This is a genomic window from Streptomyces saintjeani (assembly GCF_055409605.1).
Window position 1 is genome coordinate 9,073,305 of sequence record NZ_CP189624.1, and the last position, 14,958, is coordinate 9,088,262.

Annotated in this window: 16 protein-coding genes; 11 read left to right on the forward strand and 5 right to left on the reverse strand. The window is 72.7% G+C overall.

The genetic code is table 11. From position 1 onward, the window contains the following. The first annotated feature begins 19 nt into the window (after nt 1-19). Both ACQCO7_RS40615 and ACQCO7_RS40620 read left to right on the forward strand, forming a co-directional pair. Nucleotides 20-928 carry an aldo/keto reductase gene (locus ACQCO7_RS40615; protein ID WP_464076534.1) on the forward strand — a complete coding sequence of 303 codons (909 nt, stop codon included), beginning with the start codon at nt 20-22 and terminating at the stop codon, nt 926-928. A gap of 11 nt (nt 929-939) precedes the next feature. Beyond that, nucleotides 940-1,446: a GNAT family N-acetyltransferase gene (locus ACQCO7_RS40620; RefSeq protein WP_464076535.1), complete on the forward strand. Its 507-nt coding sequence runs from the start codon at nt 940-942 to the stop codon at nt 1,444-1,446. Here the strand turns inward: ACQCO7_RS40620 and ACQCO7_RS40625 are convergent. Beyond that, nucleotides 1,413-1,907, reverse strand: coding sequence for a pyridoxamine 5'-phosphate oxidase family protein (locus tag ACQCO7_RS40625; protein WP_464076536.1), 495 nt, complete (start codon nt 1,905-1,907; stop codon nt 1,413-1,415). The two genes, ACQCO7_RS40620 and ACQCO7_RS40625, sit on opposite strands and share 34 nt — an antisense overlap. 203 nt (nt 1,908-2,110) lie before the next feature. On the opposite strand from ACQCO7_RS40625, the gene ACQCO7_RS40630 reads away from it, so the two are divergent. Continuing rightward, on the forward strand, nt 2,111-2,497 hold the full coding sequence (locus ACQCO7_RS40630; RefSeq protein WP_464076537.1) for a VOC family protein: 387 nt from the start codon (nt 2,111-2,113) through the stop codon (nt 2,495-2,497). 68 nt (nt 2,498-2,565) lie between these two features. Continuing rightward, nucleotides 2,566-3,645: an adenosine deaminase gene (locus ACQCO7_RS40635; RefSeq protein ID WP_464076538.1), complete on the forward strand. Its 1,080-nt coding sequence runs from the start codon at nt 2,566-2,568 to the stop codon at nt 3,643-3,645. Here the strand turns inward: ACQCO7_RS40635 and ACQCO7_RS40640 are convergent. Continuing rightward, nucleotides 3,627-4,142, reverse strand: coding sequence for a mycothiol transferase (locus ACQCO7_RS40640; protein WP_464076539.1), 516 nt, complete (start codon nt 4,140-4,142; stop codon nt 3,627-3,629). The two genes, ACQCO7_RS40635 and ACQCO7_RS40640, sit on opposite strands and share 19 nt — an antisense overlap. Before the next feature lie 25 nt (nt 4,143-4,167). Beyond that, a complete protein-coding gene (locus tag ACQCO7_RS40645) occupies nt 4,168-5,052 on the reverse strand; it encodes a LysR family transcriptional regulator (RefSeq protein ID WP_464076540.1) in 885 nt (294 codons plus the stop codon). A 133-nt stretch (nt 5,053-5,185) separates the two neighbouring features. Between ACQCO7_RS40645 and mgrA the strand changes: the two genes are divergently transcribed. From mgrA to ACQCO7_RS40670, 5 genes are all read left to right on the forward strand, one after another. Beyond that, nucleotides 5,186-6,181, forward strand: coding sequence for an L-glyceraldehyde 3-phosphate reductase (mgrA, locus tag ACQCO7_RS40650; RefSeq protein WP_464076541.1), 996 nt, complete (start codon nt 5,186-5,188; stop codon nt 6,179-6,181). Nucleotides 6,182-6,736: 555 nt separating this feature from the next. Beyond that, the gene (locus ACQCO7_RS40655; protein WP_409113773.1) at nt 6,737-7,147 is read left to right on the forward strand and encodes a hypothetical protein; all 411 of its coding nucleotides are present in this window, start codon (nt 6,737-6,739) and stop codon (nt 7,145-7,147) included. 53 nt (nt 7,148-7,200) lie between these two features. Further along, on the forward strand, nt 7,201-9,477 hold the full coding sequence (locus tag ACQCO7_RS40660; protein WP_464076542.1) for an ABC transporter ATP-binding protein/permease: 2,277 nt from the start codon (nt 7,201-7,203) through the stop codon (nt 9,475-9,477). A 75-nt stretch (nt 9,478-9,552) separates the two neighbouring features. Next, on the forward strand, nt 9,553-10,026 hold the full coding sequence (locus tag ACQCO7_RS40665; protein WP_464077416.1) for a hypothetical protein: 474 nt from the start codon (nt 9,553-9,555) through the stop codon (nt 10,024-10,026). Continuing rightward, nucleotides 10,016-10,918 carry a serine/threonine-protein kinase gene (locus ACQCO7_RS40670; protein ID WP_409113775.1) on the forward strand — a complete coding sequence of 301 codons (903 nt, stop codon included), beginning with the start codon at nt 10,016-10,018 and terminating at the stop codon, nt 10,916-10,918. The genes ACQCO7_RS40665 and ACQCO7_RS40670 overlap by 11 nt, the downstream gene beginning before the upstream one ends. Here ACQCO7_RS40670 and ACQCO7_RS40675 read toward each other — a convergent pair. After that, entirely contained in the window at nt 10,854-12,113 is a 1,260-nt protein-coding gene (locus ACQCO7_RS40675) for a streptophobe family protein (protein ID WP_464076543.1), read from the reverse strand. The genes ACQCO7_RS40670 and ACQCO7_RS40675 overlap by 65 nt on opposite strands. Nucleotides 12,114-12,246: 133 nt before the next feature. On the opposite strand from ACQCO7_RS40675, the gene ACQCO7_RS40680 reads away from it, so the two are divergent. Next, nucleotides 12,247-13,443 (forward strand): DUF6777 domain-containing protein, encoded by a 1,197-nt coding sequence (locus ACQCO7_RS40680; protein ID WP_464076544.1) that lies wholly within the window; start codon nt 12,247-12,249, stop codon nt 13,441-13,443. 141 nt (nt 13,444-13,584) lie between these two features. Then, on the forward strand, nt 13,585-13,983 hold the full coding sequence (locus ACQCO7_RS40685) for an ATP-binding protein (RefSeq protein WP_464077417.1): 399 nt from the start codon (nt 13,585-13,587) through the stop codon (nt 13,981-13,983). Nucleotides 13,984-13,993: 10 nt separating this feature from the next. Here ACQCO7_RS40685 and ACQCO7_RS40690 read toward each other — a convergent pair whose 3' ends face one another. Further along, nucleotides 13,994-14,866 carry an RNA polymerase sigma factor SigF gene (locus ACQCO7_RS40690; protein ID WP_464076545.1) on the reverse strand — a complete coding sequence of 291 codons (873 nt, stop codon included), beginning with the start codon at nt 14,864-14,866 and terminating at the stop codon, nt 13,994-13,996. Between the last annotated feature and the right edge of the window lie 92 nt (nt 14,867-14,958).

Sequence of the window (14,958 nt, forward strand, 5' to 3'; positions counted from 1 at the left end):
CCTGTGCGAGACTCCGCCGATGACCTCAGAGAAGATCACGGCGGCAGCCTCCGGCACCTGGACCCTCGGCGACCTCACCGTCAACCGCGTCGGCTTCGGCGCGATGCGGCTGACGGGCAGCGCCGCCTTCGACCTCGGCACCCCCAGCGACCGCGACCGCTCGATCGCCGTCCTGCGCGAGGCGGTCGAGCTGGGCGTCAACCACATCGACACGGCCGCCTTCTACTTCTCCGCCCTGCGCTCGGCCAACGAACTCATCAACAGCGCGCTCGCGCCGTACGCCGACGACCTGGTCATCGCCGTGAAGGTCGGCCCGTTCCGCAACTGGGCGGGGGAGTGGGACACGTCGGCCCGTCCCGAGGGCCTGCGCGCCCACGTCGAGGAGAACCTCCGCCAGCTGGGCCGCGACCACCTCGACCTCGTCTACCTCCGCCGGATGGGCCAGGACTCGATCGCCGAACACTTCGGCGCCCTCGCCGAGTTGAGGGAGGCGGGACTGATCCGCCACCTCGGCATCTCCGACGTGGAACCCCAGCACCTCGCGCAGGCACGGGAGATCGCGCCCGTCGTGAGCGTCCAGAACCGCTTCGGCCTCGGCAGCCACAACGAGGCCACGGCCGAAGTCCTGCGCCTGTGCGGCGAGTCCGGCATCGCGTTCGTCCCGTTCTTCGCCATCGCGGGCGACGCCGGACCCCAGGGCGCGACCGCCGACCACGACGACGCGGTACGGGACATCGCCGCCGCCCACGAGGTGGCCCCCGCACAGATCCGGCTCGCCTGGACCCTCGCCCAGGGCGACCACGTCCTCGCCATCCCCGGCACCGGCAACCCCGGTCACCTCGCCGAGAACGTCGCGGCGGGCGCCCTGCGGCTGACCGAGGAGGAGCTGGCCCGACTCCAGGGGGCCCACCGTAAAGTAGCGGGGTGAATGGTGACTCCGTGACGCTGCGACCGGTCCGCGAGGACGACCTCCCGGTCCTGGAGGCGTTCCTGGTCGACGCCGGACTCACCGGCCCCTTCCAGTGGTTCGGCTGGGCCGACCCCGCGCGGTTCCGGCGCCGCTGGGCCGAGAACGGCATGCTTACCGACGACGGCGGCCACCTCACCGTGGCCGCCGACGAGGACCCCGTCGGCTTCGTCGCCTGGCACAAGGCGGGCGTCACCCGCGCCGCGCACTACTGGAACATCGGCATCCAGCTCCTGCCGGACGCCTGCGGACGCGGCATCGGGACGCAGGCCCAACGGCTCCTGGTGCGCTACCTGTTCGCCCACAGCACCGCCCAACGCGTCGAAGCGGACACCGATATCGGCAACCTCGCCGAGCAACGCGCCCTGGAGAAGCTCGGGTTCACCCGCGAAGGCGTACTGCGCAGCGCTGCGTTCCGCGACGGGCACTGGCGCGACCTGGTCCGCTACAGCATCCTGCGCGACGACCCGAGGCCCTGACCCGTCAGCCACACCCCGTCCCGCATCAGCTGCCGGCGCGGCAACTCCCGCTGCTCGCACCAGGCCTGCACCTCCAGCGGACGGACCCGGAAGAACCCGTACGACGCGGCGTCCTGGCGCGGGTCCCACCCCGTCTTCGCAGCGAACGCCCGCGCCGCGTCCTCGGGCACGGACTCCCGCGTGTACGCCGTCGCCTCGCCGTCCACCAGCACGACGTCCCGGGTGTCCCCGAGCGCCAGCCGCACCCTGCCGCCGCCCTGGAGGTTGCGCCCCGTCGGGTTCGTGAACCGCGTCGCCAGCCACAGGGCGTCGCCGTGCCACACGAACCAGAGCGCCACGAGACACGGCACCCCGTCCGGCCCCGCCGTGGCCACCCAGATGTCCGTCTCCCGTTCGAGGCGGGCCAGGGTGTCGTGCTTGCGTTGCCCGAAGTCGCGGACGGGGCCGGTGCTGATCGTCATGGGCGGAACGTATCCGGGGCCGGGGCGCGGACGCCTCGGGCGCGGGGCGGGGTACGGGTCGGTCCCGGGGCCTAGAACCGGGGGAGGGCGGGCGCCGGGAACGAGGGCTCCGAGCACCCCGGAAACGCGATTGGCATCGAGTGGGTTTTACGTATAACCTCTTCCGCTAACCAGCCCCGCCGGTCTCCCTCCGAAAGGCCCCGATGTCACGCATCGCCCTGGTCACCCTCGTCGTCGACGACTACGACGAGGCGATCCGCTTCTACACCGAGGCCCTCGGCTTCCGCCTCGCCGAGGACGAGCCCCGCCCCGACGGCTCACGGTGGGTCGTGGTGGAACCCGGCGACGGCGGCACCGCCCTCCTGCTGGCCCGCGCCAAGAACGGCACCCAGTCCGCCCGCGTCGGCGACCAGACCGGCGGCCGGGTCGCCTTCTTCCTGCACACGGACGACTTCACCCGCGACCACACCCGCATGACCGAGGCGGGCGTGACGTTCCTGGAGGACCCGCGCCACGAGCCGTACGGCTCGGTGGCCGTCTTCCGGGACCTGTACGGAAACAAGTGGGACCTGTTGCAGCCGGCGGACTGACCCGTCCCACCCGCCGGGCCTCCCGGCAGCCGACCGACCACCCCTCCAGAGCAAGGGAGCATCCCACTGTGACCGCTACGCGCGTAGACGCCGACCTCCTCCGCCGCCTCCCCAAGGCCGTCCTCCACGACCACCTCGACGGCGGCCTGCGCCCCGCGACCCTCGTGGAGCTCTCCGCCGAGGTCGGCCACACCCTCCCCACCACCGACCCCGAGGCCCTCGCCGCCTGGTTCTACGACGCCGCCAACTCCGGTGACCTGGTCCGCTACATCGCCACCTTCGACCACACGCTCGCCGTTCTCCAGACCCGCGAGGGCCTGCTGAGGGTCGCCGAGGAGTACGTCCTGGACCTGGCGGCGGACGGCGTCGTGTACGCCGAGGTCCGCTACGCGCCGGAGCTGAACACGCGCGGCGGCCTCGCGATGCGGGAGGTCGTCGAGACCGTCCAGGAAGGGCTCGCCGCCGGCATGGCGAAGGCCGCTGCGGCCGGCACCCCGGTCCGCGTCGGCACGATCCTGTGCGGCATGCGCATGTTCGACCGCGTCCGCGAGGCCGCCGACCTGGCCGTCGCCTACCGTGACGCGGGCGTCGTCGGCTTCGACATCGCCGGCGCCGAGGCGGGCTTCCCGGCCGCCGACCACGCGGAGGCGTTCGCGTACCTGCGCGGCGAGAACGTGCCGTTCACGATCCACGCGGGCGAGGCGGACGGCCTGTCCAGCATCCACCAGGCCCTCCAGATCTGCGGAGCCCAGCGCATCGGCCACGGTGTCCGCATCACGGACGACATCCCCGACCTGGCGGCCGGCAAGCTCGGCCGCCTCGCGGGCTGGGTCCGCGACCGCCGTACCGCCCTGGAGATGTGCCCCACCTCCAACCTCCAGACCGGCGCCGCCACCTCGATCGCCGAGCACCCGATCACCGCGCTGAAGAACCTCGGCTTCCGCGTAACCCTGAACACCGACAACCGCCTGGTGTCGGGTACGACGATGACGCGTGAGATGTCCCTCCTGGTCGAGCAGGCCGGCTGGACCACCGCCGACCTGCTCGACGTGACGGTGAACGCCCTCAAGAGCGCGTTCATCCCGTTCGACGAGCGGCGGAAGCTGATCGAGGACGTCGTCCTGCCGGGCTACTCCTCCGCGCTCTGAATCATCCCGCGCAGATAGGCCGCCTGGCCGGCGTGTTCGAGGTCGTCCGCGAGCACGCTCACCAGGCGCACCCCGAGGCTGACCGGCGGGTCCCAGCGGATGTCGACGATCCGTTGCAGATCCTCGGCGGCGACCGTGGCCAGCGCTTCCAGCGTCTGTTCGTGGACGGCGTCGTAGTAACCGGTCAGCAGGTTCGCCCCGGCGACCCGCACCGCGGCGACCTGCTCGGGCCCGTGCCCGTACCCGGTGTCGTGCGGCGGCAGGTCGAGGCCGAACAGCTTCTCCCAGCCCTGCGCGTGCCACACCTGTTCCAGGCCGAACGCGTCGGCGACATGGTCGTCCTGGACCCGGGTGAGGTGCCAGATCAGCCAGGCCACCGAGTTGGCCTGGGGGGTCGGCCGGTGGTTGAGCCCGTCCGCGTCGAGGCCGGCGACCGCCGCGTGGACCTCTTCCCGGATGCGGCCGTACCCGTCGATGAGAATGTCCTTCGCATGCATACGACCACCATGCCCCGCCCGGCGCTCAGGCGCCCCCGGTTTCGAGCAACCCCATGAGCGCCCGCGCCGCCGGGCTTCTCGCCCCGTCGGGCGGAAGCAGCGCCACCGTCTCGTAGCCCTGTTCCCCGGACCCCTTCAGCGGCAGCGCGGCGAGCGCGGGCCGCTTGTGCCGGAAGTGCCGGGGGACGACGGCGACCCCGAGGTTCTCGTCGATCAGGTCGAGCAGGCTGTGCACGTCGTTGACCTCCAGCGCGACCGTCCGCCGCACCCCCGCCTCCGCGAACGCGGCATCGGTCGCCCGGCGCGGCCCCCAGTCGGGGTGGAAGTCCACGAACACCTCGTCCTCGACGTCCTCGCAGCTCAGCGCGGCCCCCGCGCCCGCCAGCCGGTGGTCCGGGTGGCACAGCACGTACATCGGCTCGACGGCCAGCGACACCGACCTGAGCTGATCGGTGTCGTCCTGCGTCCGGTACGCGAACGCCAGGTCCAGCCGCCCCGCCGCGACCTCCTCCGCGAGCGTCCCCGACCCGAACTGCCTAAGCCGCACCTCCACGTCCGGATGCGTACGGCGGAACGCGGCGAGCAGTCCCGGCGGGTGCACCCCCGCGATGCACTGCTCGGCGCCGACCGCGAGGGTCCCGCGCAGGACGCCCTGCACGGCGGCCACCGCCTCGTGCGCCGACCTGACCTGCGCGAGGATCCGCTCGGCCTCGGTCAGCAGCGCGCGGCCCGCCTCGGTGAGGGTCACCCTGCGGGTCGTCCGCACGAACAGCGGGGCGCGCAGCTCCCGCTCCAGGGCGCGGATCGACGCGGACAGGCCGGACTGGGACACCATGAGGCGTTCGGCGGCCCGGGTGAAGTGCTGGTCCTCGGCGACCGCGACGAAGTGCTGGAGGTGGCGCAGTTCCATGACTGAGAAGCTTAGCCACTGAGAAGCCTGGTCGCTGAATTCCATCGGATTCTTCTGTTGGACCTCTGTGCGCAGGTCGGGAAAGGTGGATATCGCTCGAAAGCTGTGCCTCACCCCCTCTGATGGAGTCGCGTTGTCCTACACCGCACACCCCGACCGCTACGCGGACATGCCCTACCGCCGCTCCGGACGCAGCGGACTCAAACTCCCGGCCCTGTCGCTCGGCCTGTGGCACAACTTCGGCCCCGACCGCTCGGTCGAGACCCAGCGCGCGATCCTGCGCCGCGCCTTCGACCTCGGCATCACCCACTTCGACCTCGCCAACAACTACGGCCCGCCGCCCGGCGCCGCCGAGTCCGCGTTCGGCGAGTTCCTCAAGGCGGACTTCGCGCCCTACCGCGACGAGATGGTCATCTCGACGAAGGCCGGGTACCTGATGTGGCCGGGCCCGTACGGCGAGTGGGGCTCCCGCAAGTACGTGCTGTCGTCGCTGGACCAGTCCCTCAAGCGGCTGGGCCTCGACTACGTCGACGTCTTCTACTCGCACCGCCCCGACCCCGACACCCCGCTCGAAGAGACCATGGGCGCGCTGCACTCCGCCGTCCAGCAGGGCAAGGCGCTGTACGTCGGTGTCTCCAACTACTCCGCCGAGCAGACCCGCGAGGCCGCCCGCATCCTCGGTGAACTCGGCACCCCGCTGCTGATCCACCAGCCGCGCTACTCGCTGCTCGACCGGCGCCCGGAGACCGGCGGCCTGCTCGACGCGCTGGACGAGCTGGAGGTCGGCTCGATCGTCTTCTCCCCGCTGGAGCAGGGCGTCCTGTCCTCCCGGTACCTCAATGGCATCCCGGAGGACTCCCGGGCGGCCAGCGAGAGCCCGTTCCTGAACTCCGACGCGCTCACCGAAGACCTCGTCGCGAAGCTGCGCGCCCTCAACGACATCGCCGCCGGACGCGGCCAGACCCTCGCGCAGCTCGCCCTCGCGTGGGTGCTGCGCGGCGGGCGGGTCACCTCCGCGCTGGTCGGCGCGAGCAGCGCGCGGCAGATCGAGGACAGCGTCGGCGCGCTCGCCAACCTGGACTTCGAGGACGCGGAGCTGGCGCAGATCGACAAGATCGTCAACGGTTGAAGCGTCCGGTCCCTGCGCTCCCGCCTGCTGCGGCGGTGGCGCGGAGGCCGTTGACGTGACGCTCTGCCTGTCCGGTTCCCCGTCGCCGGACAGGCGGAGACGTTCTCAGACCCTGTCCGGCACCCGGTCCGGGAAGCCGAGGACGGAAACGATCCGGCTGTCCTCGTCCAAGGTGACGACGTCGGACATCGGGTGCGTTCCATGCCTCGAAGTGACGAGTGACGGCGATGCTGTGACGCTGGGTGTGCGCGGACATACGGAATCGGCCTCCTGTGAAGGTGTCATAACCGGTCGGGACCCGGATCGCTCTCCGGTGTCCTCACCTCTCCCCGCGCAGGTCCCTGGGGTCGATTGCTTCCGAGGTCGTGAAGCGGTGCCTCCGTGCCGGATGCATTCCGGCCAGGACGGGCCCGGAATATGCCAGGAGACTGGCCGGAAAGACATGGTGACAGTGTTTTAGAAGTGAACATACTCGTCGTCATGGGTAGCTCACTCTCAGGTACCGCATAGAAAGCGAGGCCGCCCGCCCGGCTGCGATCGACGGGGGAGAGAGACGTGCACGACGAATTCCTGTGCCATGTCACCGCGTACGGTGTCTGCGACGGCCGCCGTATCGGCGTACCCCTCGGCACCTACCGCGCACCCACCCTCGCGCTCGCCCTGTGGTGGTTACGCGACCGCGCCTCCTGGATCGCCGAGCGCCTCGACCCCCAGCCGGAGAGCGGCCTGTGCCCGCCCGGCGCGCTCGTCCCGGTCGGCCACACCGTCCCCGACGTACCCGGAGCGCTGCGCGCCTGGTGCGCCGACATGGGCCAACAGGAGCTGGTCGCCGACGAGTTGGCGGTCGGACGGCTCGTACGGATCGCGCTGAGCGACGAGACGACGGAGTACGAGCTGCTCGCGGAGTCGGTGGACGCGCTGAGGATGCAGCGGACGATCCCGGCACTGGTGCTGCCGGTCGCCTGAGACCTCGCGGGCCCCGCCGGGCGCACACCTGAACGAATCGATAGAATTCCGGCATGGCGGAGCCGTCGGTCCTCCCGACCGCACCCGACCTGGTCCTGGAGACCGAGACGGGCTCCACCGTGCTGACCCCGGCCCACGCGTACCACGTCGGCCGCGACCCCCTCAGCGACATCGTCCTCGACGACTCCCGCGTCTCCTGGCACCACGCGGTCCTGCGCCCCGAGGGCGACCACTGGACGGTCGAGGACGAGCACAGCACCAACGGCACGTTCACCGACGGTCACCGCGTCCACGCCGAGGACGTCGGCCCCGGCAGCGTCCTGCGCTTCGGCAGCCCCGACGACGGCGTCCGCGCCCGCCTCAAGGCCGCCCGCACCGGCGCCTTCCGCAGCCCCACCGCCGTACACCGCCTCCCCGCCACGACCGTCCGCATCGGCCGCGCCGCCGACAACGACCTCGTCCTCGACGACCTCACGGTCTCCCGGCACCACGCCGAACTGCGCGCGCTGCCCGACGGGACGCACGAGATCGCCGACCTCGGCAGCCACAACGGCACCTATCTGAACGGCAGTCCGGTCACCCGTGCGCGGGCCGGTCCCGAGGACGTCGTGGGGATCGGGCACTCCGCGTTCCGGCTGGAGGGCGGCAGGCTCCAGGAGTACGTCGACACCGGCGAGGTCTCCCTCGACGTCCAGGACCTCACCGTCACCCTCGACCACGGCCGCCGGGTCCTGCTCGACCACGTCTCCTTCCCCGTCGGCGAGAAGTGCCTCCTCGCGGTCGTCGGCCCGAGCGGCGCGGGCAAGTCGACACTGCTCGGCGCCCTCACCGGCCAGCGCCCCGCCGACCACGGCACCGTCGGCTACGACGGCCGCGACCTGTACCGCGACTACGCCGAACTGCGCCAGCGCATCGGCCTCGTCCCCCAGGACGACATCCTGCACGCCCAGCTGACGGTCCGCGCCGCCCTCACCTACGCCGCCGAACTCCGCTTCCCCCAGGACACCGCGAAGGAGGAGCGCCGCGCCCGCGTCACCGAGGTCATCCACGAACTCGGCCTCGACCAGCGCGCCGACCAGCCCGTGCACAGCCTCTCCGGCGGCCAGCGCAAACGCGTCAGCGTCGCTCTGGAACTCCTCACGAAACCCTCGCTGCTCTTCCTCGACGAGCCGACCTCGGGCCTCGACCCCGGCATGGACCGCTCGGTGATGCACATGCTGCGCGGCCTCGCCGACGACGGCCGCACCGTCATCGTCGTCACCCACTCCGTCCTCAGCCTCGACGTCTGCGACCGCCTCCTCGTCCTCGCCCCCGGCGGCCGGACCGCCTACTACGGCCCGCCCGAGGACGCCCTCGCCTACTTCGGCGCCGAGCAGTGGCCGGAGGTCTTCGAGTCCCTCGAACAGGACCGGGACTGGGCGGGGGAGTACCGGCTCTCCCCCCTGCACCGCCGGTACGTCCGCGACGCCACCGCCCAGCCCCGGCTGCCCCGCCAAGGCCGGGTCACCGTCCCGCCCCCACCGCGCCCGCGCGGCCGGAGCGCCCAACTCGGCACGCTGGTGCGGCGCTACACCGCCGCCCTCTCCTCCGACCACACCTTCCTCGCCGTGATGATCGCCCTCCCGTTCGTCATGGGCGGCATGACCCGCGCCCTCGCGGGCGGGCGGCTCACCGAGAAGACGGCGATGAACGCGCTGCTGATCCTGTGCGTCGGAGGCGTCCTGACCGGCGCCGCGAACGCCGTACGCGAACTCGTCAAGGAACGCGGGATCTACCGGCGCGAGCGGGCCGTGGGCCTCTCCCGGGGCGCCTACCTGATGTCCAAGGTGGTCGTCCTCGGCGCGGTGACCGTCCTCCAGGCCGTCGTCCTCACCCTCGTGGGGCTTCTCGGCGTCGACCTCGGCGCGCCCGGCGGCAAGGGCGTCCTCACGCACCCCCTCGTCGAGATCACCCTCGCCGTCGCCCTGCTCTCCTTCACCGCGATGACCCTCGGCCTGCTCGTCTCCGCGCTGGTGCGCAAGGAGGAGGTGACCATGCCGCTGCTGGTGCTCCTCGCGATCGTCCAGGTCGTGTTCTGCGGCGCGCTGCTGGAACTGGACGGCGTACCCGTCCTGGAGCAGCTCGCCTGGCTGATCCCCTCCCGCTGGGCGCTCGCCGCGATGGCCTCGACCCTCGACCTCGGCCGCATCGTCCCCGCCGACCCGCTCTACGAGCACACCACAGGCGTCTGGCTCCTGGACATCGCGATGCTGGCCGTCCTCGCGGTGGTGTTCCTGTACGGGGTCTCCCGCCTCCTGCGCCGGCACGAACCGGCGATCATGCGGAAGTAGGCGGTGACGGTGGACGTCCCCACGGTGAACGCGTCCGGCGCCTTCCGGCCCACCCACGTCGTCCCGCCCCACGGCATGCCCGCCTGGCAGACCCCCGACCCGGCCCGCCCCACGGTGCCGCTCGACCCCCTCCTCCCCGTCCAGCTCCTCGAACTGCGCGGCGACTGGGGCCACGTCCTGTGCGCCAACGGCTGGAGCGCCTGGGTGGACGGCCGCTACCTGGTCGCCGTACCCCAGGACCCGCCCGTACCGCCCGGCGCCCCGGCCGCCGGCGACGACGCCCGCCCCTTGCTGGCCCGCGCGGAGCGTGCCCTGGCCGAATACCGGGCGGCGCTCCAGGAGCTGGCGGCCGGCCTCGACGGGGAGGCGTTCCGGCAGCGTACGCAAGGGGTGCGGATCGGGGTGGTCGTGGACGGCGAGTCGGTGTGGCTGTACGACCAGGAGCGGGAGAGGTGGGTGTACGCGCAGGGGGCGCGGCTGAGTACGTACGCGGCCGACGGGCCGCCCCGGCACGCCCCCACCCGAGTGGTGACCCCCGATGACCGATGACACCGGCCGCCTGGTCGGCGGCTTCCGCATCGAGCGCGAGATCGGGCGCGGCGGCATGGCCGTCGTCTACCGCGCCCGTGACCTGGCCCTGGACCGGACGGTCGCCCTCAAACTCCTCGCCCCCGAACTCGCCCGCAACGACACCTTCCGGCAGCGCTTCGCCCACGAGTCGAGGGTCGCCGCGGGGCTCGACCACCCGCACATCGTGCCGGTCTTCGCGGCGGGCGAGGCGGACGGCGTGCTCTACATCGCCATGCGGTACGTCGAGGGCAGCGACCTGCGCCGGCTGCTCGACCGCGAGGGCCCGTTGCCGCTCGCGACGGCCGCCAGGATCGCCGTACAGATCGCCTCCGCGCTGGACACGGCGCACGCGCACGGGCTCGTGCACCGGGACGTGAAACCCGGGAACGTCCTGATCGCGCCCGGCCCGGACGACGAGCACCCCGAGCACGCCTACCTCACCGACTTCGGGCTGACGAAGAAGTCGCTGTCGCTGACGGGGTTCACGACGGTCGGGCAGTTCGTCGGGACGCTGGACTACGTCGCGCCCGAGCAGATCGCCGGGAAACCGGTGGACGGGCGGTGCGACGTGTACGGGCTCGCCTGCGTCGTCCACGAGTGCCTCACCGGCCGGCCGCCGTTCAGGCGCGACGACGACATGGCGCTGCTGTGGGCCCACCAGTACGACGAACCGCCCCCGCCGACGTCCCTGCGCCCCGACCTGCCCGCCCGCCTGGACGCCGTGTTCGCGAAGGCGCTGGCCAAGGACCCGGAGGACCGGTACGCCTCCTGCCTCGCCTTCGCGGGAGAGCTGAGGGGCGGCGAGGTCAGGGGCGTGCGCCGGCCGCCGGAGTGGGCCGCCGTGATGTTCGCGGCAGACACCCCGCGATGAACCCGGCGAGGAACCCCCACAGCGCCGCGAGCGCGAGCCCCGGCCACCACCGCGGGCGCAGCAGCAGCGTCCCGCCCAGACCGCCGCCGAGGTCGCCGATACCGAGGAGGGACAGGCCGTAGTGGGCCTCGGTACGGCACAGGAGGAAGACCGCGAGGACGGCGAGCGTCAGCCCGACGGCCAGGTGCAGCCCGTGCCGCCAGGCGGGCGTCCCTCTCGGTGAGCGCCGGACCATCACCCGGGCCGCCGCCAGCAGCAGGGCCGCCTCCACCGCGACCAGCCACCACACGCGCCCGTCCTGCGCGGCCAGCGTGCGCAGGTTCAGCGTCGAGAGGTCCGGCGTGCGCAGCACCTCGTCCAGCACCTTCGGCATCGGCAGCCCGAACGGGCCCTGCACACGCCCCTCCCAGGTCGCGCCGAGGCCGAGCGTCAGGGCCGGCCACATCAGGTTCGGCATCCCCAGCAGGACGACGGCGACCGTCTCGGGGCGGTGCCCCTTGCCGATCACCACCCCGAGCGCGGCGAGCACCCCGAGGGCGACCCACGCGAGGAGCAGCACGAGCACCGCGTGCGACACCGGCCGCACCGTCTCCTGCGCGCGCAGGAGCCTGCCGGGCAGCGGGGCGCCGCGCGCGACCAGCAGTGCCAGCAGGAGCACGCCCGCCAGCCACACCAGGCCCACCGACAGGGTGAGCGGCAGGTCGGTGGTGAAGCCGACCTCCGGATCGACGCCGAACAGGTCGCCGAGGTCGCCCAGCGTGCCCTCGCCGAGCGAGACGCGGAACGTGTGCCGGGCGGCGAGGGCGATCCCCAGCAGGGCCAGCAGCCACACGGCCGCGAGCCGCGCCGCCCAGCCCGCCAGCTCCGCCGCCCCGGCGACCGCGCGGCGGCGCAGCGGCCTGAGGAACCCGGCGCCGATCACCAGCGCCCCCGCCAGCGTCACCGACAGCGGGATCACGGTCATCCCGGCCCGGCTGCCCGCGAGGTCCCCCGCCGCGCCGGACAGCTTCACCGTGCCGCCGACCGCCGTCACCACGGACGCCGCGACGACACTCGGGAACGCGCCGCCGGGCAGGTCCGTCGCCCCGGCCGTCAGCAGCCCCAGCGCGGCCACGAGCCCCATCGAGAACACCCCGGCGAGCACGGCGGCGAGCGCCTGGGGCCAGCCGTGCCGGGAGGGGAGGGAATCGATCACGCTTGCCACGCTAAGCACCCCTGCCCCGCCTCGCCTGCCGGGTGCGCCGTCGGTGTCCGCTTGCGGAGGACACCCATTCGGAGCACACAATGGGGATGTTCCATGACATAGCGACCCCACTTCGGGAGGGTGCGTGAGCGTCGAACCGCCGTCTTCCGGCAACCCCACCGGACCGCCCTCGGGCCCCCTCTCCGGCCCCTCCCAGCCGTCCTCGGGACCGCCGGACGAGCCGCACCGCCCCTGGTGGAGATCCGCGCCCCGCATCGCCCTCGCCACCACCGCCGTCGTGGCCGTCACCGCCGTGACCCTCCTCCTCACCCGCTCCGGCGGCGACTCCGGCGACAAGGGCGGCAGCGGCGAGGTCTTCCTCCAGGCCGCCGCGAAACCCGGCCCCGACCCGTTCACCGAGTCCACGGCCGCGCACAGCTCCGCCCCGCCCACCACCCCGGCCCCCTCGCAGGCCCCCGAGGGCACGCTCCGCAGCGTCGACGGCGGCTCGGCCGGGCTCTACGGCGGCAGCCGCGACGTCGCCGCCTGCGACGTCCAGAAGCAGATCCGCGCCCTCGACGCCGCCCCCGCGAAGAACCGGGCCTTCGCCACGGTCGCCGGCGTCCAGCCCGCCCAGGTCCCCTCGTACCTCCGCTCCCTCACCCCCGTACAGCTCAGGACCGACACCCGCGTCACCAACCACGGCTTCCGCGACGGCGCCGCGACCAGCTACCAGTCCGTCCTCCAGACCGGTACGGCCGTCCTCGTCGACGGCTACGGCGTCCCGCGCGTGCGCTGCGCCTGCGGCAACCCCCTCACCCGGGCCCAGGCCCAGTCCGGCGCGCCCCGCCCCACCGGCGACACCTGGCCTGCGTACCGGCCCGCGAACGTCGTCGTGGTGGCGCCCTCGGTGACGGTCGTGAACATCTTCGTGCTGTACGACCACGACGACCACGGGTGGATCGCGCGCCACCGGGGCGACTCGGGCCACGGCGACCGGCCCACGACACCGCCCGTGACCCCGACGCCCACCCCTACGCCGACCCCCTCGCCCTCGCCGTCGGTGACACCCAGCCCGACGCCGAGTCCCAGTCCGAGCACGAGCCCCAGCGAGAGCCCCAGTCCCAGCCCCAGTCCCAGTACGAGTCCGAGTTCCCCTTCGCCGTCCACCGAGCCGGCGAGCCCCTCGGCCTCCCCGTCGCTGAGCCCGGCACCGCCGACGCCCCTGTCCGCGTCCCCGCTCGAACCCCCTCCGCTCACCGCCACTCCCAGCCCCACCGGCCCCTCGACCGGCACGCCGTCCCCCTCTTCCGGGGAGCCCCCGCCTTCCCCTGGCGTATGAGGGGACTGCCCGGCCCGGCACGGGGTACGAGCACAGGTGCGGCGGCGTGCGCCCCGGTCGGACCAGACAGGGGGACGCGTGAGGACGAGAACGACCGAGCATCTGGACGGGGCAGTGATACCTACTCGTTTCGACGTACCGGTGGAACCGCTTCGGCGGGCAGCGCACTACACGGGGGACCCCGGCTGCATCGGCGAGGCCCGCGCCTTCGCGGCACGCTTCGTCGACCAGCTGAGAACCGAGTGGTGCGCAGCCATCGACGACGGCACGGTGAACGAGGTGATGCTCGTGGTCAGCGAACTGGTCACCAACGCCGACCGGCACAGCAACGGCCCCTACATCCTGGAGCTGGAGGGCACCGAGGAGTCCGTCGCGGTCTGCGTGTACGACAGCAGTGACGCGCTCCCGCTGCGCTTCCCCCGCGACCCCGAGCGCGTCGGCCGCCACGGCCTGGAGATCGTCCACGCCCTGGCGCGGGAGGTCAGCGCCGAACGCGTCCCCGTCGGGAAACGCGTCCGGGCCGTCGTCCCGTTCGGCTAGAGGCTGGAGGTTAGGCCAGCATGCCCTCCCGCAGCCGCGCGATGATCCGCTTGATCAGCCGGGAGACGTGCATCTGGGAGCACCCCAGCTCGGCGCCTATCTCCGCCTGTGTCGCCTCCCGCACGAACCGCAGATGCAGGATCCGCCGGTCGCGCGCGCTCAGTTCGGCCATCAGCGGCGCCAGCGTGTGGAAGTCCTCGACGAGCCGCAGCGCGTGCTCCTCGACGCCGATGAAGTCGGCCAGGACCGCCTCCCCGTGCTCGGAGCCGTCACCGGTGAGGGCCGCGTCCAGCGAGGACGACGTGTAGCCGTTGGCGGCGATCTGCGCCTCGATCACCTCGTCCTCGCCGATGTCCATCAGCGTCGCCAGCTCCGCGACCGTCGGCTCCCGGTCAAGCCGGCCCGCCAGCTCGTCGCGCGCCTTGGCCAGCTCGACGCGCAACTCCTGGAGCCTGCGCGGCACATGGACCGCCCAGGTGGTGTCCCGGAAGAACCGTTTGATCTCGCCGACGATGTACGGCAGCGCGAACGACGTGAACTCCACCTCGCGCTCGGGCTCGAACCGGTCGATCGCCTTGATCAGCCCGATCATCCCGGTCTGGACGATGTCCTCCATGTCGTCGCCGCGTCCCCGGAAGCGGCCGGCCGCGAACCGGACCAGCGACATGTTCATCTCGATCAGCGTGTTGCGGGCGTACTGGTAAGCGTGTGTGCCCTCCTCCAGCTCGTTGAGCCGCCGCAGGAACTGCCGGGACAGTTCGCGCGCGTCTCGCGGAGCCACACTGCGGGGGTCCTCGATCCCCGGCAGCCCGGCGGTCGCGGTTGTGCCGGACGTCCTGTCGGCGGCCGGTCCTGCCTGCGAGCCGATCACGGCGGTACGCATGCCCTCTCCCTCGCGCGTCACGTGGTGCCGGTCCTCGGGGCGAGGCGAAAGCCACGAGGCACTCTCGGGGCGCCTACCCCCAGCCGCGCGGC